This is a genomic window from Aminobacterium sp. (assembly GCF_034926885.1).
Classification (GTDB): Bacteria; Synergistota; Synergistia; order Synergistales; family Aminobacteriaceae; genus Aminobacterium.
In genome coordinates, this window is record NZ_JAYFQR010000007.1 from 1 (window position 1) to 18,496 (window position 18,496).

Annotated in this window: 22 protein-coding genes; 15 read left to right on the forward strand and 7 right to left on the reverse strand. The window is 43.6% G+C overall.

Annotated features, from left to right (window positions below):
• The first annotated feature begins 489 nt into the window (after positions 1-489).
• From thrC to lptB, 5 genes are all read left to right on the forward strand, one after another.
• Positions 490-1,539: a threonine synthase gene (gene thrC, locus VB083_RS04460; RefSeq protein WP_213701125.1), complete on the forward strand. Its 1,050-nt coding sequence runs from the start codon at positions 490-492 to the stop codon at positions 1,537-1,539.
• Positions 1,536-2,444 (forward strand): homoserine kinase, encoded by a 909-nt coding sequence (thrB, locus tag VB083_RS04465; protein ID WP_213690290.1) that lies wholly within the window; start codon positions 1,536-1,538, stop codon positions 2,442-2,444. Before thrC ends, thrB begins: the two co-directional genes overlap by 4 nt.
• A gap of 77 nt (positions 2,445-2,521) precedes the next feature.
• Entirely contained in the window at positions 2,522-2,956 is a 435-nt protein-coding gene (locus VB083_RS04470; RefSeq protein ID WP_213690289.1) for an ACT domain-containing protein, read from the forward strand.
• A gap of 86 nt (positions 2,957-3,042) precedes the next feature.
• Complete coding sequence (locus VB083_RS04475; RefSeq protein WP_213690288.1) at positions 3,043-3,819, forward strand: LptA/OstA family protein; 777 nt, start codon at positions 3,043-3,045, stop codon at positions 3,817-3,819.
• Positions 3,800-4,528, forward strand: coding sequence for an LPS export ABC transporter ATP-binding protein (lptB, locus tag VB083_RS04480; RefSeq protein WP_213690287.1), 729 nt, complete (start codon positions 3,800-3,802; stop codon positions 4,526-4,528). Before VB083_RS04475 ends, lptB begins: the two co-directional genes overlap by 20 nt.
• Here the strand turns inward: lptB and VB083_RS04485 are convergent.
• Positions 4,501-4,977, reverse strand: a complete 477-nt coding sequence (locus VB083_RS04485; protein WP_213690286.1) for a hydrogenase 3 maturation endopeptidase HyCI — start codon at positions 4,975-4,977, stop codon at positions 4,501-4,503. The genes lptB and VB083_RS04485 overlap by 28 nt on opposite strands.
• Before the next feature lie 45 nt (positions 4,978-5,022).
• On the opposite strand from VB083_RS04485, the gene murJ reads away from it, so the two are divergent.
• The 6 genes from murJ to guaA all read left to right on the forward strand — a co-directional run bounded on the left by murJ (position 5,023) and on the right by guaA (position 12,031).
• The gene (murJ, locus tag VB083_RS04490; RefSeq protein WP_213690285.1) at positions 5,023-6,609 is read left to right on the forward strand and encodes a murein biosynthesis integral membrane protein MurJ; all 1,587 of its coding nucleotides are present in this window, start codon (positions 5,023-5,025) and stop codon (positions 6,607-6,609) included.
• The gene (locus VB083_RS04495; RefSeq protein WP_213690284.1) at positions 6,599-7,156 is read left to right on the forward strand and encodes a hypothetical protein; all 558 of its coding nucleotides are present in this window, start codon (positions 6,599-6,601) and stop codon (positions 7,154-7,156) included. The genes murJ and VB083_RS04495 overlap by 11 nt, the downstream gene beginning before the upstream one ends.
• Positions 7,157-7,162: 6 nt before the next feature.
• Entirely contained in the window at positions 7,163-8,176 is a 1,014-nt protein-coding gene (gene tsaD, locus VB083_RS04500) for a tRNA (adenosine(37)-N6)-threonylcarbamoyltransferase complex transferase subunit TsaD (protein WP_213690283.1), read from the forward strand.
• Between the two features lie 206 nt (positions 8,177-8,382).
• The gene (gene groES / locus VB083_RS04505) at positions 8,383-8,673 is read left to right on the forward strand and encodes a co-chaperone GroES (RefSeq protein ID WP_213690282.1); all 291 of its coding nucleotides are present in this window, start codon (positions 8,383-8,385) and stop codon (positions 8,671-8,673) included.
• Positions 8,674-8,712: 39 nt separating this feature from the next.
• Positions 8,713-10,353, forward strand: coding sequence for a chaperonin GroEL (groL, locus tag VB083_RS04510; protein WP_213690281.1), 1,641 nt, complete (start codon positions 8,713-8,715; stop codon positions 10,351-10,353).
• A gap of 145 nt (positions 10,354-10,498) precedes the next feature.
• Positions 10,499-12,031, forward strand: a complete 1,533-nt coding sequence (guaA, locus tag VB083_RS04515) for a glutamine-hydrolyzing GMP synthase (protein WP_307879504.1) — start codon at positions 10,499-10,501, stop codon at positions 12,029-12,031.
• 92 nt (positions 12,032-12,123) lie between these two features.
• On the opposite strand, the gene VB083_RS04520 is transcribed toward guaA, so the two are convergent.
• From VB083_RS04520 to dinB, 6 genes are all read right to left on the reverse strand, one after another.
• The gene (locus tag VB083_RS04520) at positions 12,124-13,203 is read right to left on the reverse strand and encodes a site-specific integrase (RefSeq protein ID WP_213690462.1); all 1,080 of its coding nucleotides are present in this window, start codon (positions 13,201-13,203) and stop codon (positions 12,124-12,126) included.
• A gap of 72 nt (positions 13,204-13,275) precedes the next feature.
• The gene (locus tag VB083_RS04525; RefSeq protein ID WP_211800593.1) at positions 13,276-13,473 is read right to left on the reverse strand and encodes a helix-turn-helix domain-containing protein; all 198 of its coding nucleotides are present in this window, start codon (positions 13,471-13,473) and stop codon (positions 13,276-13,278) included.
• 342 nt (positions 13,474-13,815) lie between these two features.
• The gene (locus tag VB083_RS04530; protein ID WP_089609008.1) at positions 13,816-14,034 is read right to left on the reverse strand and encodes a hypothetical protein; all 219 of its coding nucleotides are present in this window, start codon (positions 14,032-14,034) and stop codon (positions 13,816-13,818) included.
• A gap of 100 nt (positions 14,035-14,134) precedes the next feature.
• Complete coding sequence (locus VB083_RS04535; RefSeq protein ID WP_323401788.1) at positions 14,135-14,560, reverse strand: sigma-70 family RNA polymerase sigma factor; 426 nt, start codon at positions 14,558-14,560, stop codon at positions 14,135-14,137.
• 346 nt (positions 14,561-14,906) lie between these two features.
• Positions 14,907-15,218, reverse strand: coding sequence for a hypothetical protein (locus VB083_RS04540; protein ID WP_323401789.1), 312 nt, complete (start codon positions 15,216-15,218; stop codon positions 14,907-14,909).
• A gap of 17 nt (positions 15,219-15,235) precedes the next feature.
• Positions 15,236-16,480, reverse strand: a complete 1,245-nt coding sequence (gene dinB / locus VB083_RS04545) for a DNA polymerase IV (protein ID WP_323401790.1) — start codon at positions 16,478-16,480, stop codon at positions 15,236-15,238.
• 170 nt (positions 16,481-16,650) lie between these two features.
• Here dinB and VB083_RS04550 point away from each other — a divergent pair, with 170 nt between their 5' ends.
• From VB083_RS04550 to VB083_RS04565, 4 genes are all read left to right on the forward strand, one after another.
• Entirely contained in the window at positions 16,651-17,088 is a 438-nt protein-coding gene (locus tag VB083_RS04550) for a helix-turn-helix transcriptional regulator (protein WP_323401791.1), read from the forward strand.
• Between the two features lie 182 nt (positions 17,089-17,270).
• Positions 17,271-17,777: an ImmA/IrrE family metallo-endopeptidase gene (locus VB083_RS04555; protein WP_323401792.1), complete on the forward strand. Its 507-nt coding sequence runs from the start codon at positions 17,271-17,273 to the stop codon at positions 17,775-17,777.
• Positions 17,774-18,043, forward strand: coding sequence for a hypothetical protein (locus VB083_RS04560; RefSeq protein WP_323401793.1), 270 nt, complete (start codon positions 17,774-17,776; stop codon positions 18,041-18,043). Before VB083_RS04555 ends, VB083_RS04560 begins: the two co-directional genes overlap by 4 nt.
• Positions 18,044-18,227: 184 nt before the next feature.
• Complete coding sequence (locus VB083_RS04565) at positions 18,228-18,479, forward strand: helix-turn-helix domain-containing protein (protein ID WP_213690454.1); 252 nt, start codon at positions 18,228-18,230, stop codon at positions 18,477-18,479.
• Positions 18,480-18,496 lie beyond the last annotated feature (17 nt).

An 18,496-nucleotide genomic window follows, 5' to 3' on the forward strand; every position in this document is an offset into this window, starting at 1 on the left:
ATGTCATGGCGGGTTTACCTCCTATATCCTTTATTTTGGTTGTTTGAGCAACACCAGTATAAAGGAGAGGTGCCCGCCTTTTTCATTATCTCTTTCACTTTACCTAAGTAAACGGAACGAAACTCTGGCCCATCTACAGATTAGAAAAAATCTCTTCTTGACAGATATATAAACTAAGTATATAAGATTACCTCAAATGTAAAATTTGTTTGTGGTACGAGCGATGAAGAGGAAAGTAGTTTTGTATTTATCCGGAACAGAGAGAAAAGCCAGCGGCTGAGAGCTTTTTGCGGATTGTCTGAACGAAGACCACCTTGGAGCTTGTGTCGAAGCCTGTAGTATAGGGATAAGACACGGAAACCGCACCCTATTATCTGTTGCGGAAAGAGAGCCGGCTTATGCCGGAAATGGAGTGGAACCGCGAGTGTAGCCCACATCGTCTCCTATTTGGAGAGATGTGGGCTTTTTATTTTTTAAGGAGGGCGAAAAATGGCTAGGCAGGGAATACTATATAGATACGAGAAGGATCTACCTCTAACTCAGGTAACACCACGTATAACGTTGCTTGAAGGGGATACTCCTCTTATTCCTTTAAAAAACTTGAGTCGTGAGTTGGACGTCACTCTTTGGGCTAAGTTTGATGGCCTTAATCCAAGTGGTTCCTTTAAAGATAGAGGTATGGTTATGGCTGTGGCTAAAGCTCTTGAAGAAAAGTCGAATGCCGTTATATGTGCCTCTACTGGAAATACTTCTGCTTCTGCAGCTGCTTACGCAGCATCTGCGGGACTCTCATGTTTTGTCTTATTGCCAGAGGGAAAAGTAGCTTTAGGGAAGCTAACGCAGGCTCTGATTTACGGTGCAAAGGTTGTTGCTGTACGAGGAAATTTCGATGAAGCTCTACGTTTGGCGAGAGAACTTGCCTCATCTAAAAAAGTTACCCTTGTCAATTCTCTTAACCCTTATCGCCTTTGGGGGCAACGTTCTGCCGCTTGGGAAATCTGCGACGAATTGTCGGTGGCTCCCGATTGGATCGTTTTACCTGTTGGAAATGCTGGAAATATTAGTGCTTACGCTGCAGGGTTGGAATACTACAAAGAGATAGGAAAAATAAATACTATGCCTCGTTTGATGGGGGTGCAGGCAGAGGGAGCTGCACCTCTTGTTCGTGGATATACTGTGGAGAATCCAGAGACAGTTGCTACTGCTATTCGAATCGGTAACCCCGTAAATGCTGAAAAAGCTATTAAGGCCATTCAAATGAGTTGTGGCCAATTTGCTTCTGTTTCTGACGAAGAAATTCTTGAGGCTCAACGTGAACTTGCTTCTCATGATGGTGTCTTTGCAGAACCCGCTTCGTGTGCTCCTCTTGCGTTTCTTCTCAAATTGAAGAGGAGTGGAAAACTACCGCAGGGATTGCGCATTGTTCTTATCCTCACTGGAAATGGTTTAAAGGACCCCGATGCTCCTCTCAAGGGATTGCCTGATCCTATTGCTGTCGATGGCACAATTGAAGCGTTGGGGGGAGTTTTAGGACTATGAGGCTTTTTAGAGTAAAAGTTCCGGCTTCAAGTGCTAATTTAGGATCTGGATTTGATACGTTAGGGTTGGCATTAACGCTATACAACTTTTTCGATGTTAAAGGTTTTTTAAAATCAGGCTCATATAACATTGAAGTAATAGGGGAAGGTAGCGGAGAGTTATGCCAAGATAACAATGCCCTTGTCCAGAGTTATGAGTATGCCTGTAAAAAATGGGGAATAGATCCACCTGGCCTTGACCTGTGTTCTTTAAATGCTATTCCTATGGCTAGAGGATTGGGAAGTTCTTCCACAGCGATTGTCGCTGGTATAGCTATTGCTAATGTGTTGAGAGAAGCTCCTCTTCCTAAAGAAGAATTATTGCCGTTAATGGTTCAGCTTGAAGGACATCCGGATAATGTCGTTCCTTGTTGTATGGGAGGTATGGTTGTGAGCGGCATTGATGAAGAAAATGTCAGGTTTGTTAAATTGCCCCCCTTACCTGAAAACATATTTGCTGTTGTCGCTGTTCCTGATGTGCGCGTAAGTACACAAAGTGCCAGAGATGCCCTTCCCGAAAAAGTATTTTTGAAAGATGCTGTTTATAATATAAGCCGAGCAGCCCTTCTTGCTGCTTCGTGGAGTACCGGCAATTGGAACAATTTACCTTGGGCTATGGGGGATCGGTTACATCAGCCTTTTCGAGCTCGCCTTTTTCCTGGTGGAGAAGATATACTTAACGAACTTTCTAATGCTCCCGGTTGTCTCGGAGTTGCCATTAGCGGATCTGGCCCAAGTATGATAGCCTTTACAGAAGAAGTTGCAGGAGACGTTGCCAGACATATGTGCTCCATCTTTTCACGATACGGTATTCGCTCCCGTTTTTTTGTTCTTAGTGAAGAGCGTGAAGGCTTAAGCGTGCTTTAAATCTACACTTTTGAGGGGAGGTTTTTAAAATAACTGCCAAAAAGAAAACTAACAGTCAGATTCAGAAAAGCTTAGATGTGGCCAAAGTTGCCCTGTTGGGGGTTCCAGATATTCCAGGTATAGCTGCTTCTTTGTTTTCTGCCCTTGCCGATGCTGAAATCAGAGTGGAAATGATTGTTCAGAGCGTTATGAGAGGACAAGTTAATGATATTGCTTTTCTAGTTCAAAAGAGTGGAATAGAGGGAGCAATACGTGTTTGCCGAGCTGTGTCTATGGAAATTGGAGCGCAGGGGGTAACCTTTGATTCTGAGATCGCGAAGGTATCTGTTTTGATTGATGGAACTGATATAAAACTTCCTTCAAAGGTTTTTTCTGCTCTCGCTCATAAAGGCATAAATATTGATATGATTTTAGCAACGGAAAGTGCTGTGACATGCGTTGTTTCATCTTCTACTGTTGACGATGCCATAGAGGCTTTAGAGTGGAAATTTCAAGAAAAGAAGAAGTCCTAATAGAGAGCTTCTTCCAATAGCAGATATAATGTAGAATAACTGCGGCGTTTTTACGTCGTATCTTTTACGGGGACGGTGTAAGGTATATGAAAAAAAGCCTCAGGCATGTAAAAATTTTAACTATTTTGGCCTTGCTTTGTATCTGTGCAGGTACTTTATGGGCGGTAGAGGCCCATGTAACGGCAGATAGCATGGTGTATCACTCTAGAACAGGTGATTTTACTGCTGATGGCAACGTTCGCATACAGAGAGTTGATTTGCTTATTATGGCTCCTACTGGAAAGGGAAATCTTGATAATCGCCACGTGACTCTATTAGGTGGAGTTCATATTACTGGAAAATGGGAACAAGAACCTGTAGATCTTAAGAGTACGACTTTGGAAGGCGACCTTTCTGAAAATGGTTGGTATTCCTTGTTAGGAGGCGTATCTGGGTATATTGGGCCGCGTTCTGTAGAGGCTCAGGAGCTGAAAGTGAGTAAAACTGCTTTTGAAGCAGAAAAAGTAAAAAAATTTGAGGACAGTCAGCAGAAAATGTTTCTTTCAGCTTCTTCAATAAAAGGAAAAATCAAGAATGGGGAAACATCGGATATTCAAGCTTCTGGAAATGTTGTAATTATCATAACTGGAACTGATGGACAAAAAACTCGTATTACAGGTTCTAACGCTGTTTATTCCCAAGCTCAGGATCTGGTAAAAGTGCGAGGCAATGCTCTCGCGGTACAGCCGGAACGTACGCTAAGAGCAGAAGAAATACTTTACTCTCCGAAGTCAGGAAAGATGTCTGCATCAGGAAAACCCCAAGTTACAATTCAGATGCAGGATAAGAAAGGAAACTCAGAAGATGAGCGCAAAGATTCTTAAGGCCCGTAATGTTTGTAAGGCCTATAAAGGGCGCACTGTAGTTTCATCTGTGAATATTGATGTTCATATGGGTGAAATTGTGGGGCTCCTTGGTCCTAATGGTGCAGGAAAGACGACCACTTTTTATATGATTGTAGGTCTTATTAAACCTGACTCAGGTCGAGTGATGATTGATTCAAGAGACATTACACCCTTCCCCATGTTCAGACGAGCACGTATAGGTGTGGGATATCTTCCTCAAGAGGCCTCTGTTTTCAGAAATCTTACAGTAAAAGAAAATATAGAAGTTATTTTCCAAGAACAGGGAAAGAGTAAGAAAGAAATGGATATGATGGTTTCCCACATATTGGAAGAATTTGGCCTGACTAATTTAGCTAATATTCCTGGGTATGCTCTCAGTGGTGGAGAACGGCGTCGAGTCGAAATAGCCAGGTGCCTTTCCATAATGCCGGATTTTATATTGCTTGATGAGCCCTTTAGCGGCATAGATCCTATTGCTGTTTACGATATTCAGCAGATTATATTGAGTCTTCGAGCTAAAGGATACGGTATTTTGCTTACGGATCATAATGTTCGTGACACCTTGGCTATTACAGATCGAACCTATCTTATACATCAGGGAGAAATAGTAATAGAAGGCTCCCCCGATGAAGTTGCCCAGAGTGATGTTGCAAGAAAATTTTATTTGGGTGACAGGTTTTCATGGTGAAGTAGGGGTATACTTTCAAAATCTTCTTTTCCAAGTATTACGAGAAGCTCTTGAGCGGCCTTTTTTACTTCGTTTGATATAGGAGCCCCTAGATCTTGGTTTGATGGTTGTATTCCTATGTAGATGACAGAGATCTTTTGCACTAAATCTCCTAGAAGCATTCCTAACGGTAAGCCGTGAGTGCTGAAGCTGATATTTTCTACCATGTCAAAAGGAATGCGCCGAAGAGAACCAGGAGCAAGATTCATATCGGCAGCATCAATGATGAGAAGTGTGTTTGGACTTTTCCGTCTTAAATCAGCAACATAATTTTCAGGCATAGTTTCGCAATTAATAGCGGTTATCGAGCGTTGTAGTCCTTCTTTTCGTAGCGCGTCAGCAACAAATGGACCGACACCGTCGTCGCCAAAAAGGGGGTTGCCAATACCCCAAAGTATAATAGAACTCAAAGAAAGCACCTCATTTCTTGCTAATTTTTTCAGGAGGCGTATTTCATGTCCTCTCGTGTTTCCCGAATGGTTAAACACGCTCTAGTAATGATGGTTGGAACTTTTGCTAGCCGAATTTTAGGCTTAGCGCGAGAAATTGTAACAGCTGCTATTTTTGGGGCATCAAGTCAACTTGATGCCTTCTATATTGCATATACGTTAGCTAATCTATCTCGACAAATGCTGGCAGAGGGAGCTCTTTCGGCTGCGTTTGTGCCTGTTTTTTCCCAGACTCTTCTTCAAAAAGGAAAAGACAAGGCTAGGAACTTAGCGCGGCAATCTTTATGCATTCTCCTTCTGGCAGGTTCAGCTGTTGTGTTAGGGGGAGTCCTTTTGTCTCCCTATCTTGTCAAAATTATGGCCCCAGGTTTCGACCCTGTCAAAGCCTCTTTGGCAATTTCTATGACACGATGGATGTTCCCTTTTTTAATTTTTGTTTCGCTTGCTGCTTTAGCTATGGGGGTTCTTAATAGTCTTGATTCTTATTTTGTTCCAGCTATAGCACCTGCGCTGAGCAATATTGTCTATCTCATCATTCTTCTCGTAATGGCCTCTCGTTTTGGAATATGGACACTTATTATTGCCGTTTTGGCTGGAGGTTTTTGTCAAATGGCTCTCCAATGGGTTTGGAGTGGATTCAAAGGGATAATGCTTTTGCCGGAAAAGCCTCGATTCAAAGATCCTGAACTTCGAAAAGTAATGAAACTTTTCTTTCCTTATGCCGCTGGATTATCGTTGAATCAGGTCAATCCCGTTATAAGTCGTATGTTAGGATCCTTTCTTCAGGATGGGGCTATTTCTGTTTTGAATTATGCCAATAGAGTTATCCAATTGCCTTTAGGACTTTTTGTAATTGCCATATCTCAGGCAGTCTTGCCGGAACTTTCTCGTTGTGCGGTTGGCGATACAAAGGAGTTTCGAGAGACAATGCGAGATGCGGTACGGTTTGCTCTTTTTGTGGTTCTTCCTGTTACAGTGGGTCTTGTTCTCGTTGCTGATGAAGTGGTTAATATATTATTTTTTAGGGGAGCCTTTAACGCTTGGGCGTGGCATGCAACAGGAGTTGCTTTGGCTATGTATGCTTGGGGACTACCTGGAATGGCTTGTACAACTGTTCTTCTCAGGGGACTTTATGCACAGAGCACCCCCCGTTCAGCTTTACTTGTAACATTGTCGAGCGTGGTTTCCAATGTTATATTCTGTCTTATTCTTGTTAAGCCTATGGGATTTGCCGGTTTGGCTCTTGCTGCGTCTTTAGGATTCACCTTCTCTTCTTTTGTTGGTGGATATCTTTTAGCTCGGAGAATTAATCATCCATTAGAAATTTTGGGTATGAAGTGGACATTTCGGATGGGGACCATATTAGGAATTATGACAGCTGCGTTATTGAAATTTAAAGCTCTCTATCCTTTTCCCATTGAGGAGAGCCTTATTGTAAGATGCAGCTGGCTATTTGCTGTAATGATTCTGGGTGCGGCGATTTATGGTGTGGGAACATTGCTTTTTAAATTTCATGAATGGCAGTGGTTGCGAGGAGCATTTACAAAAAAGAAAGAGACAGACCAGAAGGGAGATTCTCATAATGATCAATAGAACAACGCGCTGCGGGAAAAAAATTGCTTTTCTATTGTGTTTAGCTATCTCTATTTTTTGTTCAAGCATGCCTGCAAGCGCAGCCGATACTCTGCAACAAAAAATTGATGAACGAACAACTGTAATTTGGATAGAGGGAGAAGCGTTGGGAGACATGGTCATTGGGGCGCGAGCTCAAGTTGCGTTTATTTATGTTGATGAATCTCTTTCTAAAGGGATTGTTTCTGATCCGCATGCTCCTGATTGGTTAAAATGGCACGCCAGCCATTTTTCAAATAAAGAATTGCGAAACAGAGCACTCTTTGTTATGCGCTATAAGACCATAAAAAGATGGGATTTTTCTCCAGAAAATATAAAAGTTGGCACTCATAACGTCGATCCAAAGGATATTTTGACGAATAAAGATTTTATGGCTATGGGTGATTTGCCTCCCGACACAATTGGAACGTTAGCTTTTTCGGTTCCATCTAAATATGTGATTAAAGGACGAAATGTAGAACTCTCATATGAGCAATACACCGGGGTTTTCAATGTACCAAAGAGGTGACAATAGGTGAAAAAAAGCTTTTTAACATTAGGAATAGAAAGTAGTTGTGATGATACTGCTGTTGCTATATTGGAAGGACAGCGGAACGTAAAGGCTGATTTAATATCGAGCCAGATTAAAGATCATGCCCCTTTTGGGGGGGTTGTGCCTGAATTTGCGTCGAGAAAGCACCTGGAGGCTATTTTGCCTCTTGTTCATAAAGCATTAGGCGATGCCGGCATAACTAAACCGGCTCAAGAGCTTTCTCTTGTTGCAGTCACAGCAGGTCCCGGCTTGATGGGGTCTTTGATGGTAGGGGTTATGACTGCAAAGGCTATGGCTCAGACATGGAAGTTGCCCCTTCTTGGCGTTAACCATCTTGAGGGACATCTTTTTGCAAACGTTGTAGCATCTCCTGACCTAGTTCCACCTTTTATCTGTCTTATTGTTTCAGGAGGACATACAGAGATAGTTTTGGTAGAAGATTTTGGCAGATACAGTCTTTTAGGTGCTACTCGTGATGATGCTGCGGGGGAAGCTTACGACAAGGTGGCCAAACTATTGGATTTGGGATATCCTGGGGGGCCAGTGATCGATTCACTCGCTCACGAAGGCGATCCTAAAGCCTTTTCTTTTCCTGTCCCGTTAAAATCCAGTAATGAAATTGCTTTTAGTTTTAGTGGTTTGAAAACAGCGGTGTTGTGGGCTGTGAATGATTTGAAAGAGAAGAAAGTCGAACTCCCAGTGGCAAATTTATGCGCTTCATTTCAAAAAGCTGCAGTGGAAGCCCTTATGACCAAGCTAGAAAGGGCGGTCGAAGTTACAGGTATTCGGAAAGTTGCTATCTCTGGTGGCGTTGCAGCTAATAGAGGATTGAGAGAGGCTCTGATGAAAAAAAAGGATTGGATGGTTTTTATTCCTCCAGCAATTCGTTGCACTGACAATGCTGTAATGATTGCAGCAGCTGCCTTCAATAGATATCAAAAAGGGGATATATCAGATCTTTTGTTAGCGCCTAACCCCTCATGGACACTGGTTTAGTATTTTAAAAGAATTTAAAAGTAAGAATATAGGAGAAATAACGAGGAAATGATGGATTATCAAGAATAAATTCAGCTAATTACATTTAACCATCCTTGAGATTCAAAAGCAGGACAATTAATATCTAAGCCGTTCGGTTAGCACTCGATGACATTGAGTGCTAATATGTTAAAAGAGATATTTATCTTTTAGGGAGGGATTCTCGAATGAATTTAAAGCCACTTGGTGATCGTCTTGTCGTTAAGGTCATCAATCAGGAAGAGAAAACAAAGGGAGGCATTGTTCTTCCAGACACTGCAAAAGAAAAACCCCAGGAGGGAGAAGTTATTGCAGTGGGAACCGGTAAGGTTCTTGAAAACGGACAGAAGCTTCCTCTTGAAGTTAAAGTCGGCGATCGCATTATTTTTAGTAAATATGCTGGAACTGAAGTAAAGCTTGACGGAGACGAATTTGTCATTTTCAGCGAGCGCGATGTACTCGCTATCGTTGAGAAGTAAGAGTCGAGAACGAGATCTCTATTAAGGGGGAAAATAAAAATGCCGAAGATCCTTACTTTTAGTGAAGAAGCACGCCATGCAATGCTGCGTGGTATTGATAAAGTAGCTGATACTGTTGGTGTAACACTTGGTCCTAAAGGACGTAATGTTGTTCTTGAGAAAAAATTTGGATCTCCCACAATTACCAACGACGGTGTTACCATTGCGAAAGAAATCGAATTGGAAGATCCTTTTGAAAATACAGGAGCTCAGCTTGTAAAAGAAGTTGCTTCCAAGACAAATGATGTAGCTGGAGATGGTACCACAACAGCTACAGTTTTGGCTCGCGCAATTATCCGTGAAGGTATGAAAAACGTTGCGGCTGGTGCTAACGGTATGCTTATGCGCCAGGGAATTGACAAAGCTATCGATTTCGTCGTGGATGAGCTGAAAAAGATGGCTATTCCCGTTAAAAATAAAGACAAAATTGCTCAGGTAGCTTCTATTTCCGCCAATGATTCTGCTATTGGTCAGCTTATCGCTGAAGCTATGGATAAAGTGGGGCAGGATGGAGTTATCACAGTAGAAGATAGCCAGACCGTAGGAACCACTCTCGAAATGGTCGAAGGACTTCAGTTTGATAAAGGATATATCAGCCCTTATATGGTAACTGATCCTGAGAGAATGGAAACAGCATTTGATGATGCCTATATTCTTATTCACGATGGCAAGATCAGCAATATCAAAGACCTTCTTCCTATTCTCGAAAAAGTTGTTCAGACAGGTAAACCTCTCTTGATCATTGCTGAGGACATCGAGGGAGAAGCTTTGGCAACTCTCGTAGTTAACAAACTGAGAGGCGTAATGCAGGTTGCAGCCGTTAAAGCCCCAGGATTTGGTGAGCGTCGTAAGGCAATGCTTAACGATATCGCCATTGTAACCGGCGGTCAGGTTGTTAGTGAAGATATCGGCATCAAACTTGATAGTGCAGATATCTCCATGCTCGGAAAAGCCAAAAAAGTTCGCATTACAAAAGAAGAGACAACTATCGTTGAGGGTGCAGGCAACCCAGACGAAATTCGTAAGAGAGCTGCTCAGATCAAACGAGAGCTTGAAGATTCTACTTCCGATTATGACAAAGAGAAACTTCAGGAGCGCCTTGCTAAGCTTGTTGGCGGCGTAGCTGTCATTCAGGTTGGTTCTGCTACTGAGACAGAGCAGAAAGAGCTCAAACATCGTATTGAAGATGCTCTTAACGCTACAAGAGCTGCTGTTGAGGAAGGAATCGTTGCAGGTGGCGGTGTTGCTATAATCAACTGCCTTGCTTCCCTTGAGACATATCTTGAGGATTTTGCCGGCGATGTGAAAACTGGCGGTACAATTGTGTTGAGTTCCCTTACAGCTCCGTTGCATCTTATTGCTCAGAATGCTGGATATCAGGGCGATGTCATTGTTGAGAAAGTTCGCGGCTTGAAGACTGGTAATGGTCTAAATGCTGCTACCGGCGAATATGTTGACATGATTGAGGCCGGAATTATTGATCCTGTAAAGGTTACACGCAGCGCATTGCAGAATGCTGGTTCCATTGCAGCTATGGTTCTGACCACTGAAGCTATTGTTGCTGACAAACCAGAACCTAAGAGTGCTACTCCAATGCCGGGTGGCCCGGGTGGCATGGGCGGAATGGAAGGCATGTATTAGGAATATCAGCAATCGACAAAATATAAATATGAAGAAAAGCCTCCACGAAAGTGGAGGCTTTTCTTTTCCCTCTTTTCTCTTTCTGGTAATATAATTGAAGTACGAATTTACCTTGAGAATTTTGCTCTTTTTCGGAGGAATGTAAATGGATAATATAGTGATTCTTGATTGTGGCTCTCAGTTCACACAGCTGATAGCTAGAAGAATAAGGGAACTGAAGGTGCATAGCGAAATATTGCCTTGGGATACCTCTGTTGACGATATTCGTCAACGTCAGCCTCGTGGCGTTATTATATCTGGTGGACCTCAGAGCGTTATGGAAGAAGGCAGCCCAACTGTTTCTGCAGATCTTTTTAATATTGGTGTTCCTATTTTGGGAGTATGTTACGGAATGCAGCTTTTGACAAAACTTTTAGGTGGGCATGTCGATTCCGGAGTAAGCCGGGAGTATGGGCGAACAGCCATTTCTCTGAAAGAGTTGAATTCTTTGCTTTTGAAGAGTGTGCCTGAGACATTTGAAGTATGGATGAGTCATGGTGATCATATTTCCAAACTTCCAGATGGGGCAAAGCTTTTGGCAGAAACAGATGGTGGGGTTCCTGCAGCCTTCGCAATGGAAGAAAAACATATTTGGGGATTGCAGTTTCATCCTGAAGTTGCTCATACGCAGAACGGAACGGCAATTCTTTCCAACTTCCTTTTCAATATTTGTTCATGTACTGGAGATTGGGATCTTGGAAACTGGATTGATACCATGGTTGAGGATATAAAAAAGACGACCCAGAATACTAGAGTCATTTGTGGTCTTTCTGGCGGAGTCGATTCAACTGTCGCTGCTGTGTTGACTGCAAAGGCTATTGGTGATCGTCTCGAATGTATATTTGTTAATAATGGTTTATTAAGGTATCAGGAAGCTGAGCGAGTTTTGGAGCAATATAAGCAATTAGATCTTAATGTGCATTATGTGGACGCTAGTGATCGTTTCTTGGAAGCCCTAAAGGGTGTTACCGATCCTGAACGAAAACGAAAGATAATAGGGGAGACCTTTATACGCGTTTTTGAAGCGGAAGCAGCTAAAGTTGAGGATGCAGAATGGCTTCTTCAGGGAACTCTCTACCCAGACGTTATTGAGAGCGGTCAAAAAGGAAAAGGTGCTTCTGTCATTAAGAGCCATCATAATGTTGGTGGATTGCCTGATGATATGAAACTAAAGGTTCTTGAACCTCTGCGCGATCTTTTTAAAGACGAAGTGCGGACAATAGGTACATTATTGGGAATTCCAGACGATATCGTTAATAGACAGCCTTTCCCTGGTCCTGGCCTGGCAGTGAGATGCTTGGGAGAACTTACAAAAGAACGTCTTGAGACATTAAGAGCTGCAGATGAAATCTTTAGAGAAGAGTTTTCAAAGAGTGACCTCTATCCTACAGTGTGGCAGTCTTTCTGTATTCTTTTGCCAGTTAAGACCGTAGGAGTTATGGGAGATTCAAGAACCTACGCTGAAGTGGTTGCTCTTCGTGCAGTTGAATCTGCAGATGGAATGACTGCTGATTGGGTGCGTGTTCCTTACGATGTATTAGATAGAACGTCTCGGAGAATTTGTAATGCTGTTAAGGGAATTAACAGGGTTGTCCTTGATGTTACCAGTAAGCCACCCTCCACTATAGAGTGGGAATAGCAGTTAAAAACCCTGAGACCATTGATATAACTTGGTTTCAGGGTTTGCTTTTTGGTGACCGTACTAAAAGCGTACTACAGGTCCTTTTGTAATTATTCAATTGGACTATCTGGTTTATTCATTTGATCCAAGCGATTGGCGACCTCGATCTGCTTATTGGGATAAAGGTGGGAATAGGTCTGAAGCGTTGTTTCTATGCTTTCGTGTCCCAGTCTTTCTGAGATCAGGAGGGCTGAAAAACCTTCCTCAATCAGCATGGAGGCATGGGAATGTCTCAGATCATGTACGCGAATGCGTTTGATGCCAGATTTCTTCGTCCCTCGTGTCATCTCACTGTGCAAATAGGATTTGGTCACCGGGAAAAGCCTTTCGTTTGGTTCGTAATCATAAAGCTGCTCGGCGTATTTCTGGACCAGAGCACAGAGAAAGGTTGGCACTGCGATCAGGCGGCGACTCTTGGGTGTCTTGGGTTCCATGATCAGATCTTCGCCCTCATGGCGAGCGTAGTTTTTTGTGATAGACAATGTTTTGGCATCAAAGTCAAAATCGTTCAAGGTCAATGCCAACAATTCACCCGATCGGATACCCGTCCAAAACAGGATTTCAAAGGCCAGCTTTGAAACTGGCTTATCAGAGACAAAGGGGAGAAATTTTCTGAATTCCTCTACAGTCCAGAACAACATGGACTCTGCATTTTTCTTACCCATGCTGCCGCACACTCTGGCAGGGTTGGTTTGAAGCTTATAATACTTGGAGGCAAAGTTAAAAATGGCGGAGATCTGGTTGTGGATGGTTTTCAAATAAGTTTGTGAATAGTCGCTCTCATCCTCCATCAAGGTATTTTGCCATTTGCGAATCGTTGCGGGTTCAATTTTGTTGATGGGCATCTCTTCGAAAAAAGGCAGCAGCTTTGTGTTGATGAGGCATTCCTTGCCACTGTAGGTGGTTGGCTTGAGCCGTGTCTTACAATCCTCCATGTAGATGGACACCAGGGTGCCAAAGGACATGTCGGGACTGGCTTCCGCCTTCTCAATGAATTGTCGTTCGAAAGTCTTGGCTTCTCTTTGGGTTTTAAAGCCTTCCTTCTTTTTCTTTTTTCGGTTGCCTAACCAGTCGGTATAGTAAAAGGCACAATACCAGCTGCCGGTGGCTTCATTTTTATAGGTTGGCATAGCATCACCCTCTCTGGCCGCAAAGCACTGAACCATGAAATCTCGTGTCATGTGGCTTTACGTGTTTAGAATTTACAGCATCACTTTCTCTTCAAAATAGCGTCTGCTGATCTTACCGGCCACGGTGATTTTATCCTGGTCCTTAAGAGAATTGTTAAGACGCTTGATGATCCGGTACGCAGAGGATACCGACACACCTAAAATCTCTGCGACTTCTTCAGCATGAATAAATCTTGATGGTTCGATGGTGAATTTTCTTTCGGTTGTCATTTTCGTTTTCTCCTTTCTTTCTCAGGATGGATCTCCTGAATATACCAAGCCGTCGGTAAAAGCGCCCCGGCGGTTTGGTATGTCCAGGATGAATGCAGGGGTTTTATTTAATTCTGCAGGGATGATGAACTTAAGGTGAGGGTATCACGTTTCGGTTTCATGCGACAATGTTGTCGATGCAGTGGAATATAACCATCAATAAAATTGACATGAAAATCAAAGCAGCCGCACCGCGTAGGATGAAGCATCATTAAGAATGCCTGAATGCAGTGCGGCTGCTGTATTTGATTCTGGTTCTTTGGATGGACCGGACAAGCGTGGGCTTACGCTCTCATAGGACTTTCACCTCCCTCCATTCTGATGGCGGGCCGTACTCATTGCCTGCGACGGTTTGATCACGCTCGGACTGTGACTATACGGAAGTATCATTATCTGATGCACAAGGTCATGGCCAGCCGATCTGCCAAGATCGACCTGCAGCATGGGTATGTCTCGCTCTCTTCTTAAACGAAGGTCATGGCGTACCTGCTGCCTGGCTTGTCCTTCCGGCTCGTGCACCAAAAGTATCCGGTTCTCCTATATGAACTTGTCAAAGATCGATTTTATGAGAAGATAAAAGTCCCTCTCATAAGCCATGAGATTTGAAGGTCATTTATAAACCCTATTCCTCAAAATTTTTCAATTCTTTTTCTAAAGTCTTCAGTCCTTGGGTAATGGACTTGCAGACAGCCATAACACTGACGCCTTCTGCTCGGGCGATCTCTGTCTTGGTCATCTCTAGAAAATAGTAGGCGTAGATTCGTTTGGCCTGGATATCCGGCAGCTTGGCGATGGCTGCATACAGCTCCTGCTTCGTCATCTTCCGCTCATAGATCTCATAGGGTGACATGGAGACAAAAATTGCTTCATGCTCAATCCCGTCATCCCGATCCAGTGAATAATGTGCCTTGTTCCAATAGACTTTTCTCTGGTAATTCTGCTCTTTGCGTTTGGATTCTTCGAAGATCTCGGCGATCTCATCATCGACCATGACATAACAGTCATTCTCATAAAACGGGTATACGTCCCGCAGATTAATCTTTTTCATTTTCATTCTCCTTCTCGTTGTTGGCTTGTTAGCGGCGAACAAGAAGGAGGCGGCGGGCTGCGGCATCTCGGTGAGAAGAGAAAGCCAGCTCTATTCATTTGGCTGGAAATAAACATGACAGGCTCCTTTTGGCGGGGAGCCTGTCATTGGTGGTGCACTGCCAAAAAGCTGATTACTGAAAAAAAAGGCCGGATGATCCTCTCAATTGAGTAATCATCCGGCGGTGGTAGCTCAGTGAATCGGCTCCGGTGCTCGGTATCGATTGATATTCAGTTGTTCATTCCCTGCTTGTGCGGTGGTCGCTACTTCGAAAAGTGCGCCGGTGCTCCATAATCAGATAATGAGTTTATCCCTGGTCTGCGATGACCGGAATGGTTGCGACTTTTCCGCACATCTCACATTTGATGGTGACAATGCCTACGCTGTCAGTGGAGACATCGAAAAGCCGTTTCCCGCAGTGGGGGCAGTTGATGGCTTTGTAGAATTCGTCAAAGGCTTCTTTCTCTGCCCCAAGGACGATCTCGGTGGTTCTCAGACAGTCTGCTTTGTAGGGGCAGACCTTGGTATTGCTGCATTTGATCAGAATCTTCAGTTTTGAGCCTTCTATGGTGTCAAAGAGTCTTCTTTCTCGATTGCATTTGATCTGGACGGTTCTCATTGGGTATCCCTCCTGTACTAGGCGTACATGATGCCGGGCATGATGACCTCATGACTGCTGTCTCCAGATGTTTTCATAGTGCCTAACAGGGAGGCTGAATAGATGGACCATTTTCCAAAGCGACCTCGTATGATCTCGATGGTATCATCCAGTTTTTCCAGCCTGGCCCGTCTGGCGGCATCATCAAAGAGCATCAGCTGCTGTGGCATGAATTTGGGTTCGAGGTTGATGGCGCGAACAGTTACTGCCCGCACAAATGTATGCCAGTCGTAATTATTCTCAAACAGAAGCCGTGCCGCTGAGGCGATCTCCATGGGGCTTTGGGTCGCCATGGGCAACTGCATCTGATATTGACGATAGGATAGGGTATTGTCTTTCACTGTGATTTGGACGCCATTGGCTTTCATGTCATGTACACGCAGCCGATGGCTGATATCCTGGATCAGGTGGAGCATGACTTTCCAAACCTCATCATTGGTTTCCAGGTCTGAGATGCAGGTCGTGCCATGTCCGATGGATTTCACCGGTGATTGAAAGTCGTTTGGCATGACTCGGGATAAATCCTCGCCATTGGCAAAGAACCAAAGCATTTCACCGTTCTTTCCGAGGGTACTCTTTAGAAAATCCCTGGGTGCTCTGGCCAGCTCTCCAATGGTCCGGATGCCGTAGCGGGCAAGTTTCTTGTCCGTTGCTCGTCCTACATAGAAGAGATCAGATACCGGCAGCGGCCAGACCTTGTCTTGATAGTCACAGCGATTGATGACCGCGATGGCGTCCGGCTTCTTCATGTCACTGCCAAGCTTAGCGAAGATCTTGTTATAGGACACGCCGATACTGACGGAAAGACCTAACTCCTCTTGGGTTGTGCGCCGGATCTCCTCCGCAATGGAGAGAGCACTTCCACAGACGCCTAGACTGCCGGTCACGTCCAGCCAGCATTCATCCATGCCATAGGGCTCAACCTGATCCGTATAGCGTTGATAGATCTCCCGGGTAAGCTTTGAGTATTTCAGATACTGCTCATATTGCGGCGGAACCATGATGAGACCTGGACATTTCTGTCTGGCTTCCCAGTTGACCATGCCTGTCCTAATGCCTGCTTTCTTGGCTTTTTCGGATTTGGCCAGGACTATGCCATGGCGGTCCTCTGTTGATCCGCAGACTGCGATGGCTTTATCTCGCAGTGTTGGATTCAGCATGATTTCTACGGATGCATAAAAGCTATTCAAGTCACTATGCAGAATTGCACGGTCCTTACTCATAAAAAGCCACTCCTTTCAAGGGTTTCTAAAACTTCTTCATTGACAGATGAAGTTTGCGAAGTTATAATGAAGATAACTTCATCTTGTAGCTCAATATTAACAGGCTAATGAAGAATAGTCAATACAAAAATGAAGTTGATGAAGTTATATTCATTACGGGAGGCAAGGAAATGAAAACTTTCTCAGAGAAGATCAAAGAAGCTCGGGAGGAATTGAAGCTCAATCAGCAGCAACTGGGTGAGCTTGTCGGCGTTTCAAAACGTTCCATTGCTGCATACGAAACAACGGACACCAAGCCTCGTGGAAATATCGCCAGAAAGTTGGCTGCAGCACTTCAGGTATCCGTAGACTATCTGCTCAATGATGAGATCACGGACCCAAAATACGGCATAGAAAAAGCTCCCTACATTGAGGAAGCTCGGGAACGGCTGGGACCAAAGGCAGCCAAAGAGATGGATGTTCTTCTAGAGCAGAATGTGGCCTTATTTGCTGGCGGAGCTCTGGATCAGGAAGCTAAGGATGCTTTTTTTGAAGCCGTCATGAAGGCTTATTTGAAGTGTAAGGAAGAAGCCCGGAAAACTTATGGCCGAAAAAAGGAAACGGATTAAAAATTTATTCGTTCTTCATATCCAACTATCAGATCATTTCATCATTCACTGTCCGTATTTTTGTACCAACACTTTGATTTAATGATCGTGAGGGCTCGTTAGTGGGATGAGTATTTGATTTTATATCATTTGAAGGTGATTACATGTCGATAGAGATAATTTGCCGGGAAGTATCCCGCATAATGCGAAAATATGATGAGCCAGATCCTTGGAAGCTGGCTGAAGCCATGGGGATCATCGTTCAAGTAATGCCGCTTGGCCGTACGGAGAAATCGTGCAAAGGTTTTTTTCTGCGACAATCAAGGAAAAAGCACATCACCATCAACAGCGACCTGGCGGAGCCAATCCAACGGATTATCCTAGCCCATGAAATCGGTCATGCTGTCCTTCATCATGAAGCAGCAAAGATGAGGGCTTTCCATGATTTTGCATTGTATGATACATCCTCTCAGATGGAGTATGAAGCCAATCTGTTCGCTGCTGAATACCTACTGGAAGATGATGAAGTCACAGAACTACTCAGTGAGGACACCTTCTTCTTCTCTGTTGCCAAGGAACTGGAAGTACCTCCTGAACTGCTTGACTTCAAATTTCGGATTCTCAAGCGAAAAGGCTGGCTGATCGAATCTCCGATCCAGTCCAACAGCAATTTCCTAAAACACCTTTCGGATCGGGGTGAGGACACGTGACTTCACAGGCTAAGGTCTATGTTGCTGTTATTGCTTCATTCTCTGAAGACGGGAATCTTTTCCCAAGACGCCTCCGCTGGGAAGATGGCCGTGAATATTCCATCGAAAAAATCCTGGATGTTCGTCCTGCAGCAGCGCTGAAAGCTGGTGGTCAAGGTGACCGTTATACAGTCCAAATCAATGGTCATCAGAGTTATCTTTCCTTTGAGCGTAGTCCAAATATCAGCGGAACAAACCTTGGAAAATGGTTTGTGGAACGAAAATAATCAATTTCGTCATAATTGATAGCGCCGACAGACCAACATCTGATCGGCTTTTTTATTATAAAAATACTTTTTACCATACTATTATTACGATTTCGCAAACTTATTATTGCTATGTCAAAGAGGGTTGGTTATAATTAACATATGTATGAATTTGTGATATCAATCCTAATAGAGGTGAAGGGCAATGATTATAAGCTATAAAAAACTTTGGAAGCTCCTAATCGACCGAGACTTGAAAAAAAAAGACCTAAGAGAGATGGCAGGCATTAGCCCTTCAACAATTGCGAAAATTGGGCGAAACGAGAATATTAATACGGAGGTTATTATCAAAATTTGCCAGGCTTTGAAATGCGATATTTGCGACATGATGGAGATTATTGACAGTAAATCCTCAGATGTAGAAATCAATGAAGATGAATACAAGTCTTCATCTTAAACAGATACATTGGTAAT